This window comes from Legionella cherrii (assembly GCF_900635815.1).
Lineage (GTDB): Bacteria > Pseudomonadota > Gammaproteobacteria > Legionellales > Legionellaceae > Legionella > Legionella cherrii.
Map to the genome: position 1 here is coordinate 1,240,316 of NZ_LR134173.1, position 24,030 is coordinate 1,264,345.

A 24,030-nucleotide genomic window follows, 5' to 3' on the forward strand; every position below is an offset into this window, starting at 1 on the left:
ATGAAAAACCAAAAACATAATGCAAGCCAATCACGTGGTGGATTGGCTGAACTAAAATCAAGATTATTGTTCGTTGTTCTTGGTATATTGGTTTATCGGTTGGGAGCTCATATTCCTGTTCCAGGTTTAGACCCTGCACGATTGGCTAATTTTTTTAATGAACAACAGAATACAATTTTTGGCTTATTCAATATGTTTTCTGGTGGTGCATTATCGCGTGTTACGGTTTTTGCAATAGGCATTATGCCGTATATTTCAGCGTCCATTATCATTCAGTTGTTCTCAGTTGTATCACCCAAACTTGAACAACTTAAAAAAGAAGGTGAGTCTGGACGTAGGAAAATAAACCAATACACCCGATATTTAACTCTGGTGCTTTCTGTGTTTCAATCTCTAGGGATGGCACGCTGGTTAGCTGGACAACAAATTGCACTTCAAGCTGACTTTTCATTTTACTTTACTGCAGTTGTGACTTTGGTTACAGGAACTATGTTCTTAATGTGGTTAGGTGAGCAGATTACTGAAAAAGGTGTTGGAAATGGAATTTCGCTAATTATCTTTTCGGGAATTGTATCAAGCATGCCTACGGCAATTGCTTCTGTTCTTCAGCAAGTTAAAGAAGGGCAAATGCAAGCATTGACGTTAATTATTGTTGCAGTGGTAGTGGTAGTAGTAACAGGATTTGTAGTATTTATGGAGCGCGCACAACGACGTATAAGAGTTAACTATGCGCAAAGAACACAAGGTAGAAAGGTTTATGCCGCTCAAACAAGTCATTTACCTTTAAAGATTAATATGTCTGGTGTAATACCACCTATTTTTGCATCCAGCATTATCTTATTACCGGCAACTTTGGCTCAGTTTTTCTCACATACTAAAGGTTTAGGGTGGCTTGCCGATGTTGGAATGGCATTATCCCCCGGACAGCCTTTATATTTAATAGTATATGCGGTCGCTATTATATTTTTTGCGTTCTTTTATGCAGCTCTGGTGTTTAATCCCAAAGATACTGCTGATAATTTAAAAAAATCTGGTGCATATATACCCGGAATTAGACCAGGTGAACAAACAACTAAATATATTGATGGTGTAATGACTCGTCTGACATTAGTTGGTGCAATTTATTTGGTTCTGGTTTGTCTTTTGCCTCAGATTTTGATGTATACATGGCATGTCCCTTTTTATTTCGGAGGAACGTCATTGCTGATTATCGTAGTTGTTATTATGGATTTTGTAGCTCAGGTACAAGCACATTTAATGACCCAGCAATATGATTCTTTAATGAAAAAGGCTAATTTCAAAGGTACTAAATTACCTGGTCTTTTATGATTTTTTTCGGAGTTTAGAATGAAAGTAAGAGCATCTGTAAAGCGAATTTGTCGCAATTGCAAAATTATTAAAAGAAGTGGCACTATACGAGTTATTTGTAAAGATGCCAGACATAAACAAAAGCAAGGTTAAACTCTGCTTGATTTAATTTTATAAAAATAGTATTCTTCTGTCCCTTTCGACAGAACAAATAACGTTCGGAGAAGTTAATGGCTCGTATTGCAGGAGTAAATATACCTGATCACAAACATGTTGTGATTGCTTTAACAGCAATTTATGGTATTGGTAAACCTACATCCTTAAAACTGTGTTCTACAGTTGGTATTGAACCTTCTAAAAAGGTTTCAGAACTGACCGATGCTCAACTTGAGTCTTTAAGAACAGAAATTGCAAAAATAACAGTGGAAGGTGATTTGCGTCGTGTTGTGACGATGAACATTAAGCGCCTTATGGATCTAGGATGTTATCGTGGTCTAAGACACAGAAGAGGGTTGCCATTGCGCGGACAACGTACGAAAACTAATGCTCGTACTCGAAAAGGTCGCAGAAAAGGCACTACCGTTTGATTTTTCATGTAGGAAAGTAAGATGGCAATAACTAAGTCAAAACAACAAAAAGTACGCAAAAAGGCGAAGCGTGTCGTATCTGATGGTATCGTACACGTTCATGCTTCTTTTAATAATACGATAGTGACCTTTACTGATAGACAAGGTAATGCACTGTGTTGGGCAACATCTGGTGGCTCAGGTTTTAGAGGGTCAAGAAAGAGTACTCCTTATGCTGCACAGGTTGCTACTGAGCGTGCTGCTGCTGTTGCAAAAGAATACGGTATGAAATCTGTGGCTGTATTTGTTCATGGTCCCGGACCTGGAAGAGAATCCACTATTCGTGAATTAATATCACAGGATTTCAAAATTGTTGAAATTACCGATGTTACTGGTATACCTCATAATGGGTGTAAGCCACCGAAAAAACGTCGTGTATAAGACTCAGGAGTAATTAATGGCTAGATATCTTGGTCCAAAATGTAAGTTATCACGTCGTGAAGGTTGTGATTTATTACTTAAAAGCGGTGTCCGTGATCATAAGTCCAAATGTAAATCAGAAAAGTTACCTGGACAACATGGTGATAAAAAACCACGTATGAATGGTTATGGAATTCAACTTCGAGAGAAACAAAAGATCAGAAGATTATATGGTGTTCTTGAAAAGCAATTCCGTGGCTATTACAAAATGGCTGCTCGTATGAAAGGTTCAACAGGTGAAAATCTGATGTCGTTACTTGAGCGACGTTTAGATAATGTTGTCTATCGTATGGGTTTTGCAAGTACACGTGCTGAAGCGCGTCAATTAGTTACGCATAAAGCGATACTTGTTAATGATAAAGTAGTTAACGTTCCATCATTCCTGGTAAAATCAGGTGATGTTATATCTGTTCGTCAAAAAGCAAGAGCTCAAGGTCGTATCCAGGCTGCTTTAGCTTTATCAGAACAAAGAGCTGCATGCGATTGGATTACTGTAGATACTTCTTCTTTCAAAGGAACATTCTCTACAGCACCAACGTTAACTGACTTATCTTCAGACTACAACGTAAACTTAGTTGTAGAACTTTACTCTAAGTAAGCTCGGAGAAATAGCTGAATGTATACTGAAATCAATGAAATGTTGACACCTAATGTTCTTAAGGTCCAGGCAGAATCGCCCTATAAAGCTAAAATAGTTTTAGAGCCTTTGGAGCGTGGCTTTGGTCATACTCTCGGCAATGCTTTGAGACGTATCTTACTATCATCAATGCCGGGAAGTGCGATTACCGAAGTTTCAATTGATGGTGTTCTACATGAATACAGCACAATTGAAGGTGTACAGGAAGATGTCGTGGACATCTTACTGAACCTGAAGTTAGTTGCGACAAAAATGACAGTCGGTGAAGAAGCGATTGTAACACTAAGCAAGCAAGGTCCTTGTCAAGTTACAGCTGGAGACATTCAATTGACTCATGGATTAGAAATTATCAATCCAGAGTTGGTCATTGCTAATTTGAATGAAAAAGGCAAATTAAATATGACATTGAAAGTTGAACGAGGAATTGGTTTCCACAGTACTGATTCATTTATTAGACATTTCGATGATGAAGTAGAAAGAAAATCAGTTGGGAAACTTAAAATTGATAATAGTTTCTCTCCAGTTAAAAAAGTGGCTTATTATGTCGATAGTGCTCGTGTAGAAAATCGAACTGACCTCGATAAGTTAACTATTGAGTTAGAAACTAATGGGACTATTGATGCTGAAGAATCAATACGTATTTCTGCTAGTATTCTTCAAAGACAACTTCATGCTTTTGTAGACATGAAATTTGAAGAGTCACGCGCAGATAATAAAGAACGCAATGATTTTGATCCTATTCTACTACGTTCTGTCGATGATTTAGAGTTAACTGTTCGTTCTGCAAATTGTTTGAAAGCAGAAAATATTCATTATATAGGCGATTTAGTACAAAGAACTGAAAATGAACTCTTAAAAACTCCTAACCTTGGTAAGAAATCTTTAACCGAAATTAAGGATGTTTTAGCTTCACGTTCATTATCGCTGGGTATGAAACTTGAGAATTGGCCGCCAGCAAATCTTGGCGAATAAAGTTTAGGAGTTTTGGTTATGCGTCACCGTAATTCAGGTCGTAGTTTTGGCCGTACAAGTAGCCACAGAAAGGCTATGTTTGCAAACATGTGTTGTTCTTTGATTGAGCATGAGTTGATAAAAACAACTTTGCCCAAGGCTAAAGATTTACGACGTTATATTGAACCTTTAATTACTGTATCAAAAGTTGACTCAGTAGCTTCACGTCGTCATGCGTTTGATATTTTGAGATCTAAGTCTGCTGTTGGTAAATTGTTTAAAGATTTAGGACCCCGTTTTGTTGAGCGTCCAGGTGGTTATATACGTATCATTAAATGTGGTTTTAGAGATGGTGACAACGCGCCTATGGCAATTGTTGAGCTCTTAGACAGACCTGTAGTTAGTGATGAATCTGAAGAATAAATTTGAGCCCTCACTAACTAAAGAACCCGCTTCATGCGGGTTTTTTTTTAATAAAGGTAATCCGGTTTATAGACTGGATTAGTAAAGAAGTAAGTAGAAATTACAATACTCCAGCGTATATCAACGAGTGTTAGTATTTTATTAAGGTTATATCCAAGATTGTTTGTCGACGAGTAAATCACTTGCGATACCCCCTGTTTGTTCTGTTGATTTGGGCTCTATGAGGAGAACATGGGTCTCTTCTTCTGCAATCGGTTTATGCTCTACGCCTTTTGGTACAATATAAAATTCGCCTTCATTTAAGGTAACTATTTTATCCCTGAACTCAATGTTTAGAATACCTTTGACAACTAAAAATAGCTCATCTTCATTCGCATGGCTATGCCAGATGAATTCTCCCTTGAATTTTACAAGTTTGATGTATTGGCCATTAAGTTCTCCAACAATACGTGGCGACCAAAACTCGCTAAAAAGTTTAAATTTTTGAACTAAATTTATTTTATCCATAAGAACCTCAATAGGATGAATGAGTGAAATATTGGTTAACGATAAAGTATATATGACAGTTTGTGCTCTTAATTTTTAAATAATGAAAAGCAGAGTATTTAGTTGAGCGGCATAAGAAGACCTAATCGGGAAATTATTGTATCACTGAAACCTAGGTTATGGCTCCGGCCTCACCCAAGCAACAGTGAACAAAAAGCGCCTTATCAGTAAGGGCAGTAAAACAAGAGATGAGGCTAATATTCAGATGAAATTAGAATGGGACATCATCATCCAATTGATCAAATGCATCTTGTGGTACTTGAGCTGGTTGTTGTCTTGCAGCACTTTGATTGCTTGGCGCAAATTGAGCCTGTGGCATTTCATCAAAACTGGATGAACCAGTCCCTTTACTGTCTAACATTTGAATGTCATTAGCTACAATCTCAGTAGTGTATCTATCTTGACCCTGTTGATCTTGCCATTTTCTGGTTCTTAAACTGCCTTCAATATAGAGTTTAGAACCTTTACGGACGTATTCACCAGCGATTTCACCTAAGCGGTTAAAACAGACTACGCGATGCCATTCGGTCCGCTCCTGCTTTTCACCAGTTGCTTTATCTTTCCATGCTTCACTGGTAGCAATGGAAAGTGTTGTTACAGCGTTGCCATTGGGTAAATAACGTACATCAGGGTCAACACCGACGTTACCAATTAAGATGACTTTATTTATACCACGTGCCATTTCTGATCTCCTGTATGCGAAAGTTAGGAGAAGAGTATACCTAATTTATATATCCCTTGCACGGATGTGTTGAAGTGAACTTTGAATTCCGTTTTTCCAAACAACAGTAACAAGTTTTTCTTCGCAGTACTCTCTTTGTGATTATTCTCTTGACTCTCACGTTACGTGATAGTTTAAAATATGGGTTCAGGAGCAGATTAAATGAGATATTACCAAATCAAAGAGATTAGCCAATTAACCTCATTAACAGTTAGGTCCTTACAGTATTATGATGAAATTGGCTTATTAAAACCTACAAAGCGGTTAGAAAATGGATATCGTCTTTATTCTGAAATGGATTTAATGCGATTGCAGCAGATTACCACACTAAAATTTTTGGGGTTTTCTTTGTCAACCATTAAAAAAATTATGGAAAATCCCAATTTTGATGTGATGACGTCGATAGGCATACAAGCGCGTGAACTGACTGAAAAAGCAGCTCGAATCAATGAAGCGGCATCTCTTCTTACTTATATTTCCAGTCAAATGGAAATGAATCAACCTGTGAATTGGAAAAGTACCGCAAAAATAATAGAAATCCTGGAGTTAAATACAATGAATGATGAAGTTTTGCAACAATATCAATCTGACGCGGAACAATCTGAATTAGGTAAAAAATCTGCTTACGATGAAACCTATAATCCAAATCGGTTATATCCTATTCCCAGGGCAGGAAAACGACAGGAAATTGGAGTGGATCCGACTCGATTACCTTTTTATGGTTTTGATTGCTGGAATCACTACGAAGTTTCCTGGCTTAATGCCAAAGGCAAACCTATGGTAGGGATTGCTGAATTGTTTTATGAGTGCAGCTCCCCAAATTTAATCGAATCAAAATCTTTAAAACTGTATTTTAATTCATTTAACAACACGCGGATTCCAAGTGTTAGTGAATTAGAAAATACGATTAAAAAGGATTTACAGGAGCGTGTTGGCGCAGAGGTTTGGGTCAAAATTCATCATGTGGATTCTTTCGATCAATGTTCCATCCAACAGTCATTAGTGGGTGATTCGCTTGATCAGCTTGATATCGAATGTTCGGTTTATCTGGTTGAACCCGCATTTCTTTCTGTAGGCAATGAGATCGTTGAAGAAACTTTGTATTCAAATCTCTTAAAATCAAACTGTCTGGTTACCAATCAACCTGATTGGGGCAGCGTACAAATTGCTTACAAAGGTAAACAAATTAATCGCGAGGGGTTATTAAAATATCTGGTTTCATATCGAAATCATAATGAGTTTCATGAGCAGTGTATAGAACGAATTTTTGTGGATATTATGAATTATTGCAAACCAGAACAGTTGACGGTATATGGACGGTATACAAGACGGGGTGGTTTGGATATCAATCCCTATCGTTCTACTGAAAAGACCTCATTTATAGGTAAAAATTTGCGCTTGATTCGTCAGTAACTGTAGAGAGAATTAACTTGTGTAGCCCCGATTAGACGCAATGGTAATCAGGGAGTAAGTCTTCATCTCGTATTACGCTGCGCTAATACGGGCTACAAGTAAACGTTTACGTTGATGCTATTATCTGTTCGCTTAAGGGCGGCTATTTAATCTACCAGTTGATGCTGTTCTTGACTCCAGGCAGGACGACAAGAAATAAACAATTGCATGGTGCCTTCCCAATAATATTGGTCACCGGCCTCAATGATTACGGCATCGCCCGCAGATAATCTATATTCCGTATGATTCACAACGAGTTTCCCTTCTCCTTGGAAGACATACGCTAATTCATTACATGCTAAATTGACGACGCGTCGTGTTTCAGGGTATCGACCTGATATTTTTGCTATAGCACAATCAAGCATGGGATCATTAAGATGATACTCAGTAACGGTACAGGATGCTGCATTACTGTGCTCTGTGGCTTGATGTTTCAAAGAAATTTTCATTTATAGCTCCATTATTTGTGATTTCCGTGATAAATGATTTTTTCTGCACTGCCCTCAAGATAACGCTCTCTATCGACACGCAAATAAATAACCTGCTCCTTTTCTGCGAATGCCACTTCAATTACTCCTTTAGCATTCAATAGTTGACTGATAATTTGTTCATTTTTTTGGAGCCAGGGAGATGGTAAAATAAGCGTTGAAAAAGATACGTTTGATTTCATTGGAAGAGAAATAAGTAACCATATAATACCTACGATGGCATTAGTAATAAAAATACCCTGGCTGCTATTCCATTGATACAAAATACCTGCCAATGCCCCACCAAGAAACAGTCCTAAAAATTGGCTGGTTGAATAAATACCCATAGCAGTTCCTTTATTATTAGGATTTGCCTGCTTGGATACTAAAGAGGGCAATGCGGCCTCGAGGATATTAAAAGCAATAAAGTAAATGAGTATGAGCGTACAGAGACTCATCCAATTTTGAAAGGTATAGGCCAATAATGATTGAGTCAAAGCCATTATGAATACGGATGAAAGAAAAACGCTTTTCATGCGCTTTTTCTTTTCCGCAAGAATAATAAACGGGATCATGAGTATAAATGAAATGATCATAATGGGCAGATAAAAATGCCATTGTTGGGATAAATGGCCTTGTTCTACTTGCTTTCTTAGGATGAAGGGGATAGCAAAAAATGTGGCGGTAAGAATAAAATGTTGGCAGAAAATGCCAACATTCAGTCGTTGCAGTTGCATGTTAGAAATAACTTGCTTGAATAAAGCGGGATTTGTTTCACTATCAACGTGAAAACGTTCATTTACAGGTTTGGGGATGACCAAATAAAGCAAGATGATCCCTGCTATTGCTAATAGAGTCGTTAAGTTAAAAATACCCGATAGACCAAAATGGTGGGTAAGAGCTGGACTCAAAACCATAGCGAGACTAAAAGAGGTTCCAATAGTCATACCAATGACTGCCATTGCTTTAGTGCGTTGCTCATCAGGGGTTAAATCGGCAAGTAAGGCGATTAAAACACTACCAATAGCACCCGTACCTTGTAAGGCTCTGGCAATTATCATCCCATAAATAGAATTGGTTATGGCACCAAGTAGACTACCCAAAGCAAAAAGGACTAAGCCTATGGCTATTACAGGTTTTCTTCCAACTTTATCTGAGAGCATACCAAAAGGCATTTGCAGAAGCCCTTGAGCAAGACCATAAATTCCTAGAGCAAACCCTACTAATGTCGGCGTTGCGCCTTGTAAATTTTCTGCATAAATACTAAATACAGGGATGAGTAAAAACAAACCCATCATGCGGAAAGAAAAAATCGCGGCTATAGGAAATACAGTTTTAAACCAGGAATGCTTCATTCATTTATATATAATTAGCTTTATCGTGTGCCGATAGTACAAAGTTAGCCTTCTAGAAACAAGATATTTAAAAATTTAATACACGAAACATTGCTTTATTGCTCAATACAAATGAAAATGTAGTTTTTTGTAATTGTTGGTCAATTTACGCGCTAAACGGACTATGATTTATGGGCTGTCACGATGGTATTGCATCAACACTACTTTTTCTAATCAAGTGAAGTTAATGAGGAATATTCCATGAGTTTGGTTTTTGCAGGTAAAGTCGGATTAATTACTGGCGGGGCACGAGGCATCGGTAAGGCAACTGCATTAAAGTTAGCTCAAGCAGGAAGTGATATAGCCATAGTTTATTACAACAGTTCTGATGAAGCTCAATCTTTAGTCGAAGAAATCCAGGCTATGGGGCGCAAAGCGGTTGCTCTGCAGGCGAATGTTGCCGATCATCAATCGGTAAAAGAAATGTTTGCTCAATTCCGTGCACATTTTGATCGCCTTGATTTTTTAATCAGTAATGCTGCAAGCGGTGTTTTAAAGTCAGCACTTAAGATGTCTACCAAACATTGGCGCTGGTGCCTGGAAACTAATGCTCTGGCGTTAAATCATTTGGCAACCGAAGCACGTTCATTGATGCCTAAGGGGAGTCGAATTATTGCTTTATCAAGTCTTGGTGCGTCTCGGGCTATTCCTAATTATGCATTTATTGGGGCATCTAAAGCAGCTCTTGAAGCTTTAGTGCGTTCTTTGAGCCTTGAGTTGGCTGTTGATGGTATTACTGTGAATACTGTTTCTGCTGGAGTAGTTGATACCGACGCATTGAAGCATTTTCCAAATAGAGAACAGTTGCTTGATGAATATCAGGCGCATTCATTGAGTGATAGACCATTGACAACTCAAGATGTAGCCAATGCCATTTATCTCTTATGTTTGCCTGAAGCAGCCATGATTAATGCGCATACTTTATTTGTTGATGCAGGGTATAGTCAAGTTGGTTAATACCTTATCATTCTTAACTTTATGCCTTTAAAAAAATGTATGGTATAATTTTCGGCTTTGTAAATTAGCTATCTCTGAGGAAAAAATATGAATGTAGCAGACGTTTATCCTAAAGTTAGGGAAATTGTTGCTGATGTGCTAGTGATTGATGTAGAAGAAGTATCTCTTAACAGTCGGTTGATAGCAGATCTAGGCGCAGAATCCATTGATTTTCTTGATTTGGTATTCCAGTTAGAGAAAGAATTCAAAATTAAAATCCCTCGTGGTCAATTAGAAAAAAATGCACGTGGTGACTTAGCAGAAGATGAATTCGAGAAAGGTGGTATTATTACCGAAAAGGGTTTGAAGGTATTGCAAAATTATTTAAGTGAAGTTCCTGCTGAGCAATTTAAACCCAATATGAAAGTCAATGAAATACCTATGCTATTTACCATTGAAACATTTTGTAAATTAGTTGTTGCTGCAATCAAAGAACAACAAACTGCTGGATCTGAAGCTTAATTCGGGTGTTTTTTTTAATTCAAGGTTAATAGGGCTTAATAAATACTGATGAGATTCTTATTCGTTGATCGTATAGTGGAGTCATCTCCTGGTCAGGTGATCCGGGGAATCAAACATGTTACCCCCAATGATACATGCCTCACAGTTGATGCGCAGGGACGACCCTGTTTTATCCCCTCATTAATCGGAGAAACCCTAGGGCAATTGGCTGCATGGAATGTGATGGCGCTCCAAGAATTTACCTGCAGACCTGTGGCAGGTATTGTTGCTAAATCTTCCATGCATCGGCCCGCCTATGTAGGTGAAACTTTATTGCTTGAGTCGTTTATTGAGCACTTAGATAGTTCAGTAATGCAATATCATAGTGAAGCGAGAGTAGGTAATGAGCGTGTTTTCAGTATCGAAGGCGCCTTAGGACCTTTACTCCCTATGGATGATTTTATCGATTTAGATGAAGTGAAGCAGCAATATTCCGAAATTAATCGACCAGGTGATTGGTTAGCTATCAGTAAGGAGAGCGCACCAATATTGAATGACGATCTGATTATGGATTTGAACTTGCCTGTAGTGTCCATGACGTTTGACCGAATTCGTTCCAGTCAACCAGGGGTTAGTTTAACCGCAGAAAAACGAATATCCCGAGCGGCCCTTTATTTCGCAGACCACTTTCCCAAAAAACCGGTATTACCTATGACGGTATTATTGGAATGTAAATTAAATTTGGCGCGCGAATTTATTCGGCGCGCAGGGTATGCAGTAGACTATCAAGTGAGCGAGTGTCGCAAAATAAAAATGAATGAGTTTGTCTATCCAGGTGATGTTCTTGAATGTTTTGTAACGGTCAAAAAGCAAACAGAAGATGAATTAATTCTTGCTTATCGTAGCGAGGTTGCAGGTAAACGGGTTTGTGTGGTCGATGTAGTGCTTATTCCCAGAGGTAAATAAAAGTGAAAAAAAGACGAGTTGCGATTACAGGTATGGGAGCTGTTTCTCCTTTGGGGCTTGACGTTCAGTCTACATGGTCCAATTTATTGGAGGGACGCTCAGGTATTTCTAAAATCAAACAATTTGATGCCAGTGCTTTTCCAACCTATATTGCGGCTGAGGTGAAGAATTTTTCGCTTGCTCCTAAATTAACTACCAAACGTAGTCGCTTTTCAGTGTATTTTACCCGCTATGCGCTTGAAGCTGCTCAGCAAGCTTTTGATGACGCTGGGATTTTGCCAACAGCACAAACCGCAGCACAGTGGGGGGTTGTTACCGGCAGTGGGATGATGACTGCTGAATTTGATTACTTATCTCGATTTCAAGAAATTTGTGCCCCAAATGGTGACGCAGATTGGACGCGTTTGCTGGCGAATACGCAAGAATTTTATAAATTATCTGATTTCGGTAAAACAACGCCAAATTCAGGCCTTTCTTTGTTGATCCAACAATTTGGCATCAGAGGTTATGCTTCCTCGGTTCATACAGCTTGTGCATCAGGTGGACAAGCACTAGGGTTAGCAATGCAAGTCATCCGTCGGGGTGAAGCTGATTTTATGCTGGCTGGAGGATTTGATTCAATGATTAATCCTTTGGGATTATCCAGTTTTTGCTTATTAGGTGCCTTATCTACTTATAACAGCACGCCTGAAACAGCAAGTAGACCTTTTGATGGGACACGTAATGGTTTTGTTTTAGGAGAAGGGGCTGCTTTTTTAATTCTGGAAGAATGGAATAAGGCAAAAGCGCGAGGCGCTCATATTTACGCAGAACTAGCCGGCGAAGGAAATTCATTAAGTTCTTATCGAATTACTGATTCGCATCCAAATGGCGATGGGGCAATACAAGCAATAGAGCGTGCTCTTCAGGATGCTGGAGTCCAAGCTTCCGATGTGGATTACATTAATGCACATGGTACCTCAACCAAAATGAATGACTTAAGTGAAACGAATGCCATTAAAGCAGTTTTTGGAGAATCTGTCGCAAACTTGCCTGTGAGTTCGACCAAAAGTCAAACCGGACATTTGATTGCTGCGGCCGGTGCGCTAGAGGCTGTTTTATCAGTTAAATCCATAGAGCAAGCAACGATACCCAAGACAGCCAATTTAACTACTCCCGATCCAGAGTGTGATTTGGATTATGTGGTTGATGGACCGCGTGAACGCTCTTTGGGAGTGGTTCTCTCCAATTCATTTGGATTTGGTGGCTCCAATAGTTGCTTGTTATTTAAGCATCCTGAATTTGAAGGAGCAGGTATATGAGTCAGAGTAACAGAGTATTTATTACAGGACGAAGTGCACTAACTGCTTCAGGCGCTACTGCGGATGCAACCTGGGATGCAATTCTCTCGGGTAAAAATGGAATTGCTGAAATAACTCACTGGGATTTATCGCAATGGCCTCATCGTTTGGGTGGGGAGTTAAAAGAATTTAATCCAGCAAAAATGCTACCCGATCGCAAGTTGATGAAAGTGATTTCACGGCAGGATGTCATGGGAATTCATGCTGCAGTACAAGCTATCGAGCACAGTCAAATGATTGCTTATCGTGATGCTCTTGAAGACCCTAATTCATTTAATGAACAAACGGCTGTTTTCGTGGGTTCACCAGGCAATAAATATTTTCAACAATATGATTTTTTACCTTTGCTCGCAAAAACTCAAAAGGATATGCACCAATTTGCACAACATCTATTTGAAACAGTTCATCCGATGTGGTTATTACGCATATTGCCTAATAATGTTCTTGCATACACAGGGATAACCTATGAGTTTAAGGGCCCCAATCATAATGTAACAAACCATGCGGTTGGTGGAACACAAGCTTTATTGGAAGCATATCATGCTATTCGCAGTGGTCAGGCAGAGCGAGCAGTAGTGGTTGCTTATGATATGGCTACTGAACCTCAAGCTTTATTTTACTATGAGCAATTAGGGGTATTAAGCAATCAACACTTAAAACCTTTTGATGAGTCGCATGATGGTACGATTATGGCCGAAGGTGCTGCTGCTTTAGTATTAGAAAGTGAGGCCAGTATGCGTGCGCGCTCAGCCACGTGCTATGGTGAAGTTATGGGGGGATTATCAACCACAGAAGCTGAAGGGTTGTTTTCTCTAGATACAAGTGGGGAGCAACTTGCTGAGTTGATACGTCGTACTTTAGAATGTGTCCAATTAAATCCTAATGACTTAGGCTTTATTGTTGCGCATGGTAATGGGAACAGTAAATCGGATTATAGTGAATCTCAGGCGATACAAAGTGTTTTTGCCGAACAAGAAATTCCTGTAACAGCATTCAAATGGTCTATGGGGCATACTATATGTGCTTCTGGTTTGATTGACACAGTAATGGCTACTTATGCACTCTCTTCCAAGTGTGTACCTGGTATAGCGAATTTGCAAAAGGTTGCACCCAGTTGCCAAGGATTATCCGTAAGTACGGAGCATCAAGCGTTAAAACGCGGTCCTTATGCACTGACGATCAATCGAGGATTTGCCAGTATGAATGCCTGTTTGGTGATCAAAGCTTGTGACTGAATTAGAACAAAAAATTAATGAATTGCCCATAAGTTTACTTGGCCGATTCGTCTATAAGTTTCTGCCTTATAAGCGAAAAGTCGTGATGGCAAATATTGATCGTGTTTTTGGCGAGCAATTGAATAGCACGCAAAAAAAACGACTGGCTACATCGTACTACACACATTTGCTTAAATCCTTTAAAGAAGCAATTCAATTGCGTTTTATGTCAGAAGGGGATTTACGCAATCTGGTAGAGGTGCGTGGCCATGAACATATGTTGGCAGTTGTAGCACAACAAAAAGGAGTTTTAGTTCTAACAGGACATTTTGGCAATTGGGAGGTTGCACCCATTGGTGGTGTTTTAAACTTTAAAGAATTTCAAGGTCAGTTTCATTTTATTCGTCGGACCTTGTCAATTAAATTTATCGAACGAAGTTTATTTAAACAGTACTACCAAGTTGGCTTAAATGTGATTCCTAAAAAAAATTCTCTAGATAAGGTTTGTGCTGCTTTGGAAAAAAATCATGCAGTGATTTTCGTCCTTGATCAACATGCCTCACTGGCCAACCGAGATGGTATCGCTGTTGAGTTTTTTGGCGTGAAAGCAGGAACTTACCGTAGCCTTGCAACCCTATCTCGTTATACCGGAGTTCCTGTAATTCCAGCTGCTGGATATAGATTACCCAATGGGAAGCATGTCCTGGAGTTTTATGATCCTATTCCATGGAAAGATTATGATACGGCTCAAGAGTCTCTTTATTATAATACCTTAGCTTATAATCAAGCATTAGAACGTATTATTTTGGCTCATCCTGAACAATGGAATTGGATGCATAAGCGTTGGAAACTCAAGTTGTAATCGTTCCTTTACTGTTTATTATCGTTTTAAACGATTCAATATGTTCCACTTCAAAGGTATCTTCTTCTACGAGTTCAGGTTTTTTCATTTTGGCAAAAAAGCCCTCAGCCCAACTCAAGGCACTTTGTGCATATACAGTTGCGTCGCAGGTATATTTTGAGAGTATTTTACCCGCACTTGCTACAAAATCACTTGTTTCCGAGCTTGGTGCCGGTTTTTTACTGGGAACAACTACTAGTTCTGGCATGAGCTCATCCAACTCATCAGAAATATATTGCAGCTGATCAGAGTCTTCGTTGACCTGTGCAAGTAATGAATCAATTTCTCCACGTGATTTTTCTTTTAACATCAGTTCTAAAAGACGAAATTGATTGACGATGAATGGATTCTGGTTGTCTTTTAACCAATGATAAATGCTTTCATTCTCTTCCCTATGTTTCATTACATAATGATATAACTTATGCAATTTTTGTCGTGTAATTAACTCACTCTTAGGCATTGTTTGTAGCGAAAATCTATCGAGTGCTTTAATGATTTCTTCAAATTTTTCTTGTGTTAAAGGAAGGGCAATTTTGTTCAACAAATCCAGAAGCGTTGTTTCTGATTCTTGGGATGATTCGGCACTTTTTGTCCGCCTTAAGGATGATGAGTTCTTGTTTTCTTCTAAATAGTATGATGTTGGTGCAACAAAATTGGGAGAATTTGGTTTAAAAAACCCGGTCCATCCATATATCCAACATCGTTTAATCCAGTTAATGAAAGCAGAAATAAATCCATACTCATTAGAAAAATTTAATTCTACTTGTGCTTCAGAGAGGGCTTTTTGAGCGATTTGAATGGTTTCCAGATTTTTTTCAGCGTTAAGATTTTTTAGGGCTAAGGTACATAAGTCAATGACTCGTTGATAATTTTCTTTTCCACCACGGAGACCAAAATAACGAATAACTCTCTTGGCATCAAATAAAAATAAGTGATAAATGATTGGTTCATCAAAAAAAACAGGGTGGTTTAAAAATGCGGAAAAAATGGTTTCTTTTACCGTTTGGTCTATTTCGGGACGTTTCAACATGAACCCTATGTGGTGGATTGCTTTGTTGCGGGTGTTGATGTCCACAGACCGCTCATAAAACTCCATGTAATCATGAAGCAACTTAAGAATGGGCTCCGAACTGCCTTTATAGTGTATTAAAAAATACTCAAAACAATTCATTGACTTGCCACGTTGAACCACCTCTTTTATAAATGGACTTTCATCAGGGGTTACAGAGGGTTTTTGTTCTTTCGGAATTCCGGGGATGGGCGGATTTAAATAAATATTTTGCAACATCCTTGGCATATTGATTCGCTTATTTTGATAAAATAATGCCGCATTGCCTTTTAATGCATTTGTTCGTAAATAGCGATTGGTTAAGTAGGCGGTTCTAGTTGCTAATTCCTTAAATGCAAGCTTATCATTTAAGAAAAAAAGGAGTTCTACTGCTTCTAATGAGAAAGGGTAATTTTTATCTAACAGTTTTTTCGTTAATTGATTAATATAAAATGCATAGCTTTTATTATAATGACCATTAAGATAGAGACGTATAGCCAGTAGCAAATGAGATTCTCGGTGTGCATGGTCGAAAAACTTATTAGGAATGTTTTGAAATAATCCTAAATTCTCAATGATATTAACCACCACTGCTTCTTTTTGGCTCGGTTCCATTTTGCCTAATTCATCAATAACATTTGGACCTGCGATGTTCATAAAATGAGCTAAGACATAATGAGCATTAGGCATTAAAGCAAAATGATTAATCCAATAAGTAAGAACCTGGTGTCTTTCATAGAGAGGGTATCGTTCAAGAAGGGCCTCTACTTGGAGTTTAGTCAATTGATGAAAATGAGGAACAGAACAAAGAATACTAATTGCTGACTCAGGTTCTAGTTTCTCAATTAATTGGGGTGAGAGAGTTTTTAAGTCTAATTGATGCACTAGAGCATTAAGACGTGAAGGGATATGATGATCTTGATGGGTTAACCTGTTTAATAATGAGTCACCCTTTAAACAAGCTAAATATTCTCTTTGACTTAATAAGTAAATAATTAAGAGCGATTTTATCTGTGGATTTTTAACAATTTGAATGCACTCGAGAATATTTGGGATGGTCAATTCCCCTTCCTCAATCGTCGTTAAAAAGTGGGCTTGGCTTTTTGTATCCTTATTAATTTCCGTTAAATATTCCAGGTTTCCCATAGCCGCTTTGAATAAGTCAAAACTTTGTATTTTGCTTCCTGTCATGACACTCTCCTTTTAACCAAGCCCCCTATTTCCAAATAGAGTTTTTTCGATACTCTATCGTAGCGACAAACTAATTCATCGAGCAGGTGCCTGAGTCCTCATGTACTTGGGTGTACACTGCGGTTCTGCGCTTCTCTTCGCACTTTGAAGTGAATTTCGAAAGAAGTCTAGTGTAAATTTGGAACAGTGCGAGTGTGAGGCGTTCTTTCAGAATAACTCTTTGTAAAGAAAATTCAATACTTGTGTTAATTTTGCATAGGAAATGTATTTAAGCTAAAACAAGATACCTTCATAAACAAAAACGGCTGGTCCGGTTAGAATTATCGGCTCATTAAATGATGGCCAGTCAATTAATAAATCGCCACCAGGTAAGGTTACTTTTATTTGTTGGTCCAATTGATGATATAAGCGACCAATAGCAGCTGCTGCAACAGCACCGCTTCCACATGCTTGTGTTTCGCCACAACCACGTTCATAGACTCGTAATTTGATATGGTTTTGATTCACAATTTGCATAAATCCAACATTGGCTTGGACGGGAAAACGGGGATGTAAACTGATTTCTCTTCCTAAGGCATGGACAGGGGCTTTGTCTGTATCTTCTACCACCAATACTGCATGTGGATTGCCCACACTTAAGGCATGAAAGTGAACTGTTTTGTTCGGTTGAAGTTCTAGAAAATATTCAGCAGATTGTTGCTCGGTAATGAAGGGTATATCAGATGGCGATAAGCGAGGGATTCCCATATCGACGCTAACGCTAGAGTCTGTATTGATATGCAAATTCATCTGTGTGGTGCGCGTTGCCACAGTTAAGTGATTTTTATCAGTTAATCCGTAATATTTAGCAAATAGGGCAAGACAACGTGCTCCATTGCCGCATTGCCCGACTTCTTGGCCATCGGCATTAAAAATTCGATAATTAAAGTCAATACCCTCCTGCATGCTTGCTTCAATAAGCAAGCATTGATCAAAGCCAATCCCAGTATGGCGTTGGGCCATAGTAATTATGTGTTGAGGATTTAGATTGATCTGCTGATTAATACCATCAATCACCATGAAATCATTACCTAAGCCATGCATTTTGGTAAATTTAATTTTCATAATTTGCCTGTTGAACTGGATTATTTTGAGTTCTCGTTACTCACTTGCGTTTTCGTTGTTGGTTCTGGCAAATAGAGTGGTCCTTTTTGTCCACAACCTACTAAGAGTATGGCAATGCAAACCATAAATAAAAAGTGAATTTGTTTCATTAGAGTATTTAAAAGTTTTTAGAACGGTAACTATCCATTTATTTAGATAAAAATTCAAGTACTAGGAAATGTTTCTGATTGTAGCTGGGTTAGGCGCAGCCGTAACCCGGGGTTGAGATAAAAAATCCTATTCCATTAACCCGGACATGCTGCACCGCACCCAAGCTACATGATTACATAAGCTCAGATGGTCGCGGTCTGCTCTCTTCCTCTTCATCTTTATCTACAATAGCAATTGGTATATCAGCAGCTGCTCTGTATTGGTTAAATGAACTCACTGCATTTTGTCCAGATGATCGCCAAAAATAACATGATTTTACGGATGAATGACCTACATTAGCATAAATTGCCAGTGCGATTAAACCAGGGACGATGAGGGTCAAAAGCACTCCTGCAGCAATGACCAAGTTTCTGCGAAACGTGACCCAATCCGAATCATGATGGGCTATGAATTGATTTTCATACCTATCCAGCTTGGTGTAAAAGGAGTGCAAACGGTCTTTGGGATGAGGTATTTTGTTTGTGTCGGTCAAAATCTCATACAACTTCGTTACTTTGCTAATTTTAGAGTTTACTTTATCATCTTTTTCTTTTATCTCATCATTTTTTTCCAGCCCCCGAGGTCTGTGAGACAACTGGGTGTCGAGAAAGGCCAAATACTCTTTTGTTAAGGGAACAAGTTTCTTATTAATGAGCAATAGATATTCAGCTTCTTTATCATTATTCATTGCTGAATGGTATTCAATTTTTTTTGCTCTTTCTAACTCCAGTGAGGCGTTTGTTTCTTTTGCTATTCGTTCCTTTTCGTCTATTTGTTGCTCCATTAGTTTGATACGGGCACTTAGTTGTTCCTTTTCTTCTTCCAAATGCGCTTTTTTTTGTTTGAGCCGGTCAACTACGCCATAAGTATTTATGGCATGACGTTCGACTAACTCTTTAAAGGAGCCTTTTTCTGCAGGTTCAGGTAATGAAGTTGGCCTATCTCGATAAAATTTTTGTGCCGCCACATCGATTAATGCTTCAGCTTTTTTTCGCAAAGAGAGTTCATGCTTGTTAAACACAGCTGCTTCAGTTTCGAACTGTCGACCTAATGCGGCAGCATCATTAATAAAAACTCCAATTTGATGATACAGTTTTTCAAATTCATCAAATGAACTGCCATAATTTTCTTCAAACCGTGTAACAAGTTGGTCGACCAAGTTCTCTTGGCTCTCACTTCGAGGCAGTTTTTCTTTTAATTTTTGGCAAATAAATTCTATCTTTATTTTTATGGGATGATCCGCTAATTGAGCAAACTCAAAACTGGTAAAGATTTCATTAATTTCCTGTTGAATTTCTAATTCAGAAGAAGCTTCATCTTTATTGAGCTGAGTTAATAAGGTATGAAAAAAGGACCTCAAGTTTGTATCAGTTGGTGTGCGAAGACGATTAAATACTTCTTCCAGATTTGCATGTTGTTGTCCGACGGTCTGACTAATCCCGTTTAGGGTCAAATCGATGAGTGAGGCCACAAATTCTTGTATGGTTTGATTGTCAGTTTTTGCTAGTTCTTTAAACTCTGCAAATAGGCCAATGATAGCAACAAAAAGTTCTTCTTTTTCGTGTTGCTTTTTCTCTGAACTCCAGTCATCCATTAAATATTGTTGGCTTACTCTTTGAATCAAAGTACCAAAAGATATCAAGACATCTTTACGTGCACTTTCACTGTCAAGTATTGCTGTCGGAGCAATTTTTTGATGTTCACTAATAGTAGAAGAGGAAAGATTCGTAATGACTTTGATGTTTTTAGACAATACAGCTTGTGCTGATTTAATGAGCTCTAAAATGGTTTGATCTTTTTGTGACGGTTCGTGGAATATTTTGAAGAAAAACTCTTTCATTAATACACTGTGCTCTTCGTTAACATATCCTATGTTTTTAGGGAAGATCTCCGTTAAAAGTCCATATTTATGGTCAGTACGTAGCACTTTTCTTTGTGGTGCTACACCCATTCCAATGTAATGAGTCGTGTTGAATGCTTCATATGCCGCTCTATTGGCGTAAATTTTGTCGTAAAGCTTGCGAAATATGGTTGGAAAATCAAGTTTAGCTGCATCAATATTCTCATTAATTCCTACCTCTTCCAGAAAAGCGAGATATTTTCTACCGAGTCCGGTGCGTTCATGAAAAATTTCTTGAGCATCTTTAAATTCAACACCATGATTCAATAAAAAATGAAGTAATTTAAAAATCATTAATTTTTGTACGTGTGTCGATTTGGTTTTATCAGGAGAAACGACAAAGCTCTGTTGTGATGCGTTACTTCCAGAAGAACCTGTACCATGATGTCCGGGTAGGGTATTGCGAATGACTACCTGTTGTTGTGGATCGGATGCCTCCGGATAGATTGGTGTAAAGCCCCAATCTGAATGTTCATTTTCGTAATAGATAAATTCTGCATATTTAACAATAGGCGGGATGCTATAAAATCTTGGGTCATACCATGTTATAGGCCAGACATCCCCAGGAACAGGGTCAATGATAAACAGGTTCATTGACACTTCAGGGATATTGGCTTTTAGTGCCTTAAACCATTGATCTTTCTCTGCTGTTGATTGAGGTAATTGGGTTAATAGGGATTTAATAATGTCAGGGGTATTATTCGTGGGTTTGCCTTTTTGTCTTTCTGCTTGTTGTCGTGTTAACTCTTTGATTAGTTGCTCAAAATCTTCACAAAAGGTCATCGCTTCTTTTATCGCATTGATTTCATGAGCAATCAAAATGGATTCAACCCCGCCTCTGCTGTGGGCAATATCATTTAGTTCAGTTTGTCCTCGAACAAGAGCATTTAAAGCGATACCCAGACCAAGTCCAATTTTTTCGCCAACATTGGTTCCGTCATTCTTGGGGCCGTTGACAACAGCGATGTCTAAAGATTGATAAGGAACAAGTTGTTTGTGATCAATCACTGGGTTATCTGTTTTAACCAACATTGATACAAGACTGAGAGTTTCTCCTTTAGGATAATACTCTTGCAATTTATCTCCTGCTTTTACAGGTACTTTTTTCTTGTTTTTTAGAGTAGGGGTATAGACTGTGCCTGTCCCCAACATAGTAAGGGTAAATGATTTAGATTCTAATTTCTTAAACATATTTTTGCCGCTTATTGACCCACTGTAGCGCACTATAATACATCTTGCCTAATAATAAAATAGCCTGGATGGGGTTTTTGCTTTTAAATTGATCAAAATGGTGTGATTTTGTTTTTATTTTTGCTGTTCTGAGATTCTATGAAATATCGAGAAGGTATAACTTGCACTGTGTTGAGGCATTAGCGATAATTTCTCTTTTTTGTCTGTGAGGGGATTTGTTTTGAATGTATTTATCAATGAGTCACAGGCTCAAGCGCAGGCATGCGTCATTTGGATGCATGGATTAGGAGCAGATGCTTCCGATATGATGGGGTTAGTCGATCAGTTAACTGTTTCTGATGTGGCGTTACGTCATGTGTTTATTAATGCTCCCCAGCGTCCAGTGACCCTGAATGGCGGAATGGTCATGCCTGCTTGGTATGATATTGTTGGTATGAAATTAATTGATAGGGAAGATAAAGAAGGGATTGAACAATCCGAATTATTGATTCGTAAAGTCATGGATGAACAATTAAATGATGGTTTTACTTACAATCAGATTTTTTTAGCAGGCTTTTCGCAAGGTGGGGCGATGGCGTTACATACTGCGCTGCATACAACGGCTCGTTTGGCTGGAGTGGTGGCTTTATCTGCTTATTTACCTTTAGCAGCCCATACCCGACCAAAACTGGATAAGGACACACCTTTTTTTATGGGGGCAGGACAATTTGATCCTCTTGTTTTATCTCAATGGACTGAATCAAGTAAAGATTGGCTATTGAATAAAGGATACAAACATATTTCTTATTATAAGTATCCGATGGAACATTCAATTTGTTTTGAGGAAATTAAAGATCTGAGTCTTTGGTTGAGACTTAAAATTCGGGGAGAAGCATAATGCCCGTAGTGAGAAAGGCACGTACTGTTAATTACACCTGTGAACAAATGTTTGCGTTAGTGAATGAAGTAGAGCGCTATGCGGAGTTTCTACCTTATTGCGCAGAAAGTTTAGTACATCATCGGGATGAAGATGAGGTACAGGCCACATTAGTTATTGGGGCGGCCGGGATGAGTAAGTCATTTACTACCCGCAATAGATTACAAATTAATAAAATGATAGAAATTCGTCTTGTTGATGGTCCATTTAGCCATTTAGAAGGGTTCTGGCGCTTTGATGAAGTCGAAGAGGGATGTAAGGTTTCTTTTGATTTAGAGTTTGAATTTGCAGGGCGTATGTTTTCCATGTTGCTTGGCCCAGTATTTGAACAAGTAACGGATAAAATGGTTGATTCATTTTGTGAACGAGCCAAGGCTATTTATGGTTAAAGTGGAACTGGTATACGTGACTGCGGAAAAAAAGACAGTTCATATGACTCTCGATCTTCAACATGGGGCAACCGTTTTTGATGCATTGAGTGCATCAGGAATATACCAAACTTACCCAGAAACTCGAGATATGCCCGTGGGCATTTATGCAAAGCAAGTTTCTTTGGAGCAGGTTTTGCAGGAAGGTGACAGGGTGGAAATATACAGACCTTTGGTTTTAGATCCTAAAGAGAAGCGGCGTCAAAAAGCTACTCGTGCTCGCCAGCATAAGTAGCCTGAATGCTGTAGTTTTGAAGCCTGGGTTAGCGCAAACTAATCCGGAATTTTTTTGTCTTCATCTCGAGCCGCTCAAGGGCGCTCTATGCTATAACACGGTGTTGTGCTGGGCGATTCCTTGGCTTCGCTCGAGATGACGAAGTCTTGATAATATCTATTATTCCTGATTAATGTCTGGGTGATTGAGTCCGGCTCCGGGTTTAAATTGATCACGTTCTATACGTGTTAGAGTATCGTTGTGGAAATATAAACTTAATGTAGACATGGTTATAGGCCCATGACCTCTACGCCAGGTGTATGCATAGTCCCAGCGGTTATTATTAAATGTAGGGCTTAACAGACTGGTACCCATTAGTATGGCAACATCATTCTTGCTCATTCCTACTTTAAGTCGGTCTATTCGCGATTGCGGTAATAAGTTTCCCTGCTGTACTACGCGTCGAGATAAGTCAAAGGTGGTACATTGAGTTAGGGTTAAAGTAAATACAATTCCAAGTAGAAAGATTATTATTCTCATTTTTTTTGCCTATCGTGAAAAATTTCGCCATAATAACACGTCATTTACTGAAAGACACCTAAGTTCATAACAGCGAAGAGGGCATTGATGGAAGAAAGCAAGCAACTTAAGAATGCTGGATTAAAAATTACTTTACCACGTTTAAAAGTATTGCAAATATTGGAACAATCTCCAAATCATCATTTAAGTGCGGAAGGTGTTTATAAGGCCTTATTAGAAACTGGAGAAGATGTAGGCCTTGCTACGGTTTATCGTGTATTAACGCAGTTTGAGGCTGCCGGACTCGTTAATCGCCATAATTTTGAAGGAGGACATTCAGTATTTGAATTGAGTCAGGGAGCTCATCACGATCATCTCGTCTGCATTAAATGCGGCTGTGTTGAGGAATTTGTCGATGAAATCATTGAGCAGAGACAAAAAACTATAGCTGAACGCGCCAATTTTAAGATGACTGATCATGCATTAAATATTTATGGGATATGTCCACGCTGTCATTCAGACTGATA

At 38.6% G+C, this 24,030-nt stretch carries 26 protein-coding genes and 2 pseudogenes; 19 read left to right on the forward strand and 9 right to left on the reverse strand.

Annotation, left to right across the window (positions count from 1 at the left end):
- The 7 genes from secY (at position 1) to rplQ (ending at position 4,365) form a co-directional block, all read left to right on the forward strand.
- A complete protein-coding gene (gene secY, locus EL022_RS05370; protein WP_028381377.1) occupies positions 1–1,329 on the forward strand; it encodes a preprotein translocase subunit SecY in 1,329 nt (442 codons plus the stop codon).
- An 18-nt stretch (positions 1,330–1,347) separates the two neighbouring features.
- A complete protein-coding gene (rpmJ, locus tag EL022_RS05375) occupies positions 1,348–1,461 on the forward strand; it encodes a 50S ribosomal protein L36 (protein WP_010946099.1) in 114 nt (37 codons plus the stop codon).
- Positions 1,462–1,538: 77 nt separating this feature from the next.
- Positions 1,539–1,895 (forward strand): 30S ribosomal protein S13, encoded by a 357-nt coding sequence (rpsM, locus tag EL022_RS05380; RefSeq protein WP_028381376.1) that lies wholly within the window; start codon positions 1,539–1,541, stop codon positions 1,893–1,895.
- Between the two features lie 21 nt (positions 1,896–1,916).
- On the forward strand, positions 1,917–2,315 hold the full coding sequence (rpsK, locus tag EL022_RS05385; protein WP_003633055.1) for a 30S ribosomal protein S11: 399 nt from the start codon (positions 1,917–1,919) through the stop codon (positions 2,313–2,315).
- Between the two features lie 16 nt (positions 2,316–2,331).
- Positions 2,332–2,952 (forward strand): 30S ribosomal protein S4, encoded by a 621-nt coding sequence (gene rpsD, locus EL022_RS05390; protein WP_028381375.1) that lies wholly within the window; start codon positions 2,332–2,334, stop codon positions 2,950–2,952.
- Positions 2,953–2,970: 18 nt separating this feature from the next.
- Positions 2,971–3,963 carry a DNA-directed RNA polymerase subunit alpha gene (locus tag EL022_RS05395; RefSeq protein ID WP_028381374.1) on the forward strand — a complete coding sequence of 331 codons (993 nt, stop codon included), beginning with the start codon at positions 2,971–2,973 and terminating at the stop codon, positions 3,961–3,963.
- An 18-nt stretch (positions 3,964–3,981) separates the two neighbouring features.
- Positions 3,982–4,365, forward strand: coding sequence for a 50S ribosomal protein L17 (rplQ, locus tag EL022_RS05400; protein WP_028381373.1), 384 nt, complete (start codon positions 3,982–3,984; stop codon positions 4,363–4,365).
- 147 nt (positions 4,366–4,512) lie between these two features.
- Here rplQ and EL022_RS05405 read toward each other — a convergent pair whose 3' ends face one another.
- Both EL022_RS05405 and ssb read right to left on the reverse strand, forming a co-directional pair.
- Entirely contained in the window at positions 4,513–4,872 is a 360-nt protein-coding gene (locus tag EL022_RS05405; protein ID WP_028381372.1) for a cupin domain-containing protein, read from the reverse strand.
- Between the two features lie 250 nt (positions 4,873–5,122).
- Positions 5,123–5,593 carry a single-stranded DNA-binding protein gene (ssb, locus tag EL022_RS05410; protein ID WP_028381371.1) on the reverse strand — a complete coding sequence of 157 codons (471 nt, stop codon included), beginning with the start codon at positions 5,591–5,593 and terminating at the stop codon, positions 5,123–5,125.
- 201 nt (positions 5,594–5,794) lie between these two features.
- Here ssb and EL022_RS16665 point away from each other — a divergent pair.
- Positions 5,795–5,947 (forward strand): annotated as a pseudogene (locus EL022_RS16665) (MerR family DNA-binding transcriptional regulator); the annotation flags it as partial.
- Positions 5,948–6,187: 240 nt separating this feature from the next.
- Complete coding sequence (gene queF / locus EL022_RS05415) at positions 6,188–7,045, forward strand: NADPH-dependent 7-cyano-7-deazaguanine reductase QueF (RefSeq protein ID WP_028381370.1); 858 nt, start codon at positions 6,188–6,190, stop codon at positions 7,043–7,045.
- 146 nt (positions 7,046–7,191) lie between these two features.
- On the opposite strand, the gene EL022_RS05420 is transcribed toward queF, so the two are convergent.
- Together EL022_RS05420 and EL022_RS05425 are read right to left on the reverse strand one after the other, a co-directional pair.
- Positions 7,192–7,533 (reverse strand): cupin domain-containing protein, encoded by a 342-nt coding sequence (locus EL022_RS05420; RefSeq protein ID WP_028381369.1) that lies wholly within the window; start codon positions 7,531–7,533, stop codon positions 7,192–7,194.
- 11 nt (positions 7,534–7,544) lie between these two features.
- Entirely contained in the window at positions 7,545–8,906 is a 1,362-nt protein-coding gene (locus EL022_RS05425; RefSeq protein WP_028381368.1) for an MFS transporter, read from the reverse strand.
- Between the two features lie 240 nt (positions 8,907–9,146).
- Here EL022_RS05425 and fabL point away from each other — a divergent pair, with 240 nt between their 5' ends.
- The 6 genes from fabL (at position 9,147) to EL022_RS05455 (ending at position 14,764) form a co-directional block, all read left to right on the forward strand.
- Positions 9,147–9,902 carry an enoyl-[acyl-carrier-protein] reductase FabL gene (gene fabL, locus EL022_RS05430; protein ID WP_028381367.1) on the forward strand — a complete coding sequence of 252 codons (756 nt, stop codon included), beginning with the start codon at positions 9,147–9,149 and terminating at the stop codon, positions 9,900–9,902.
- An 87-nt stretch (positions 9,903–9,989) separates the two neighbouring features.
- Positions 9,990–10,403, forward strand: coding sequence for an acyl carrier protein (locus EL022_RS05435; protein WP_028381366.1), 414 nt, complete (start codon positions 9,990–9,992; stop codon positions 10,401–10,403).
- 48 nt (positions 10,404–10,451) lie between these two features.
- Complete coding sequence (locus EL022_RS05440) at positions 10,452–11,348, forward strand: 3-hydroxyacyl-ACP dehydratase FabZ family protein (protein ID WP_028381365.1); 897 nt, start codon at positions 10,452–10,454, stop codon at positions 11,346–11,348.
- 2 nt (positions 11,349–11,350) lie between these two features.
- Complete coding sequence (locus EL022_RS05445; RefSeq protein WP_028381364.1) at positions 11,351–12,649, forward strand: beta-ketoacyl-[acyl-carrier-protein] synthase family protein; 1,299 nt, start codon at positions 11,351–11,353, stop codon at positions 12,647–12,649.
- A complete protein-coding gene (locus EL022_RS05450) occupies positions 12,646–13,923 on the forward strand; it encodes a beta-ketoacyl-[acyl-carrier-protein] synthase family protein (RefSeq protein WP_028381363.1) in 1,278 nt (425 codons plus the stop codon). Before EL022_RS05445 ends, EL022_RS05450 begins: the two co-directional genes overlap by 4 nt.
- Positions 13,916–14,764: a lysophospholipid acyltransferase family protein gene (locus EL022_RS05455; protein WP_028381362.1), complete on the forward strand. Its 849-nt coding sequence runs from the start codon at positions 13,916–13,918 to the stop codon at positions 14,762–14,764. The genes EL022_RS05450 and EL022_RS05455 overlap by 8 nt, the downstream gene beginning before the upstream one ends.
- Here EL022_RS05455 and EL022_RS05460 read toward each other — a convergent pair.
- The 4 genes from EL022_RS05460 to EL022_RS05475 all read right to left on the reverse strand — a co-directional run bounded on the left by EL022_RS05460 (position 14,754) and on the right by EL022_RS05475 (position 21,426).
- Positions 14,754–17,042 carry a hypothetical protein gene (locus tag EL022_RS05460; protein ID WP_028381361.1) on the reverse strand — a complete coding sequence of 763 codons (2,289 nt, stop codon included), beginning with the start codon at positions 17,040–17,042 and terminating at the stop codon, positions 14,754–14,756. The genes EL022_RS05455 and EL022_RS05460 overlap by 11 nt on opposite strands.
- Before the next feature lie 273 nt (positions 17,043–17,315).
- A complete protein-coding gene (dapF, locus tag EL022_RS05465) occupies positions 17,316–18,146 on the reverse strand; it encodes a diaminopimelate epimerase (protein ID WP_028381360.1) in 831 nt (276 codons plus the stop codon).
- Between the two features lie 20 nt (positions 18,147–18,166).
- On the reverse strand, positions 18,167–18,295 hold the full coding sequence (gene lptM / locus EL022_RS05470) for an LPS translocon maturation chaperone LptM (protein WP_081776883.1): 129 nt from the start codon (positions 18,293–18,295) through the stop codon (positions 18,167–18,169).
- A gap of 173 nt (positions 18,296–18,468) precedes the next feature.
- Entirely contained in the window at positions 18,469–21,426 is a 2,958-nt protein-coding gene (locus EL022_RS05475) for a hypothetical protein (RefSeq protein WP_028381359.1), read from the reverse strand.
- A gap of 220 nt (positions 21,427–21,646) precedes the next feature.
- On the opposite strand from EL022_RS05475, the gene EL022_RS05480 reads away from it, so the two are divergent.
- Genes EL022_RS05480 through EL022_RS05490 form a run of 3 tightly spaced genes read left to right on the forward strand, consistent with a single transcriptional unit; the run spans position 21,647 to position 23,005 of the window.
- Positions 21,647–22,303 (forward strand): alpha/beta hydrolase, encoded by a 657-nt coding sequence (locus EL022_RS05480; protein ID WP_028381358.1) that lies wholly within the window; start codon positions 21,647–21,649, stop codon positions 22,301–22,303.
- Positions 22,303–22,731: a type II toxin-antitoxin system RatA family toxin gene (locus EL022_RS05485; RefSeq protein WP_028381357.1), complete on the forward strand. Its 429-nt coding sequence runs from the start codon at positions 22,303–22,305 to the stop codon at positions 22,729–22,731. The genes EL022_RS05480 and EL022_RS05485 overlap by 1 nt, the downstream gene beginning before the upstream one ends.
- On the forward strand, positions 22,724–23,005 hold the full coding sequence (locus tag EL022_RS05490) for an RnfH family protein (RefSeq protein ID WP_028381356.1): 282 nt from the start codon (positions 22,724–22,726) through the stop codon (positions 23,003–23,005). Before EL022_RS05485 ends, EL022_RS05490 begins: the two co-directional genes overlap by 8 nt.
- Before the next feature lie 159 nt (positions 23,006–23,164).
- Here EL022_RS05490 and EL022_RS05495 read toward each other — a convergent pair.
- Positions 23,165–23,555, reverse strand: a pseudogene (locus tag EL022_RS05495) (outer membrane protein assembly factor BamE).
- 56 nt (positions 23,556–23,611) lie between these two features.
- On the opposite strand from EL022_RS05495, the gene fur reads away from it, so the two are divergent.
- Positions 23,612–24,028: a ferric iron uptake transcriptional regulator gene (fur, locus tag EL022_RS05500; protein WP_028381354.1), complete on the forward strand. Its 417-nt coding sequence runs from the start codon at positions 23,612–23,614 to the stop codon at positions 24,026–24,028.
- The last annotated feature ends 2 nt before the right edge of the window (positions 24,029–24,030 follow it).

What these genes read in the sequence shown, in the direction of transcription:
- secY (WP_028381377.1), top strand. Translation starts at nt 1, where the DNA reads ATGAAAAACCAAAAACATAATGCAAGCCAATCACGTGGTGGATTGGCT.
- rpmJ (WP_010946099.1), top strand. Translation starts at nt 1,348, where the DNA reads ATGAAAGTAAGAGCATCTGTAAAGCGAATTTGTCGCAATTGCAAAATT.
- rpsM (WP_028381376.1), top strand. Translation starts at nt 1,539, where the DNA reads ATGGCTCGTATTGCAGGAGTAAATATACCTGATCACAAACATGTTGTG.
- rpsK (WP_003633055.1), top strand. Translation starts at nt 1,917, where the DNA reads ATGGCAATAACTAAGTCAAAACAACAAAAAGTACGCAAAAAGGCGAAG.
- rpsD (WP_028381375.1), top strand. Translation starts at nt 2,332, where the DNA reads ATGGCTAGATATCTTGGTCCAAAATGTAAGTTATCACGTCGTGAAGGT.
- EL022_RS05395 (WP_028381374.1), top strand. Translation starts at nt 2,971, where the DNA reads ATGTATACTGAAATCAATGAAATGTTGACACCTAATGTTCTTAAGGTC.
- rplQ (WP_028381373.1), top strand. Translation starts at nt 3,982, where the DNA reads ATGCGTCACCGTAATTCAGGTCGTAGTTTTGGCCGTACAAGTAGCCAC.
- EL022_RS05405 (WP_028381372.1), bottom strand. Translation starts at nt 4,872, where the DNA reads ATGGATAAAATAAATTTAGTTCAAAAATTTAAACTTTTTAGCGAGTTT.
- ssb (WP_028381371.1), bottom strand. Translation starts at nt 5,593, where the DNA reads ATGGCACGTGGTATAAATAAAGTCATCTTAATTGGTAACGTCGGTGTT.
- queF (WP_028381370.1), top strand. Translation starts at nt 6,188, where the DNA reads ATGAATGATGAAGTTTTGCAACAATATCAATCTGACGCGGAACAATCT.
- EL022_RS05420 (WP_028381369.1), bottom strand. Translation starts at nt 7,533, where the DNA reads ATGAAAATTTCTTTGAAACATCAAGCCACAGAGCACAGTAATGCAGCA.
- EL022_RS05425 (WP_028381368.1), bottom strand. Translation starts at nt 8,906, where the DNA reads ATGAAGCATTCCTGGTTTAAAACTGTATTTCCTATAGCCGCGATTTTT.
- fabL (WP_028381367.1), top strand. Translation starts at nt 9,147, where the DNA reads ATGAGTTTGGTTTTTGCAGGTAAAGTCGGATTAATTACTGGCGGGGCA.
- EL022_RS05435 (WP_028381366.1), top strand. Translation starts at nt 9,990, where the DNA reads ATGAATGTAGCAGACGTTTATCCTAAAGTTAGGGAAATTGTTGCTGAT.
- EL022_RS05440 (WP_028381365.1), top strand. Translation starts at nt 10,452, where the DNA reads ATGAGATTCTTATTCGTTGATCGTATAGTGGAGTCATCTCCTGGTCAG.
- EL022_RS05450 (WP_028381363.1), top strand. Translation starts at nt 12,646, where the DNA reads ATGAGTCAGAGTAACAGAGTATTTATTACAGGACGAAGTGCACTAACT.
- EL022_RS05460 (WP_028381361.1), bottom strand. Translation starts at nt 17,042, where the DNA reads ATGACAGGAAGCAAAATACAAAGTTTTGACTTATTCAAAGCGGCTATG.
- dapF (WP_028381360.1), bottom strand. Translation starts at nt 18,146, where the DNA reads ATGAAAATTAAATTTACCAAAATGCATGGCTTAGGTAATGATTTCATG.
- lptM (WP_081776883.1), bottom strand. Translation starts at nt 18,295, where the DNA reads ATGAAACAAATTCACTTTTTATTTATGGTTTGCATTGCCATACTCTTA.
- EL022_RS05475 (WP_028381359.1), bottom strand. Translation starts at nt 21,426, where the DNA reads ATGTTTAAGAAATTAGAATCTAAATCATTTACCCTTACTATGTTGGGG.
- EL022_RS05485 (WP_028381357.1), top strand. Translation starts at nt 22,303, where the DNA reads ATGCCCGTAGTGAGAAAGGCACGTACTGTTAATTACACCTGTGAACAA.
- EL022_RS05490 (WP_028381356.1), top strand. Translation starts at nt 22,724, where the DNA reads ATGGTTAAAGTGGAACTGGTATACGTGACTGCGGAAAAAAAGACAGTT.
- fur (WP_028381354.1), top strand. Translation starts at nt 23,612, where the DNA reads ATGGAAGAAAGCAAGCAACTTAAGAATGCTGGATTAAAAATTACTTTA.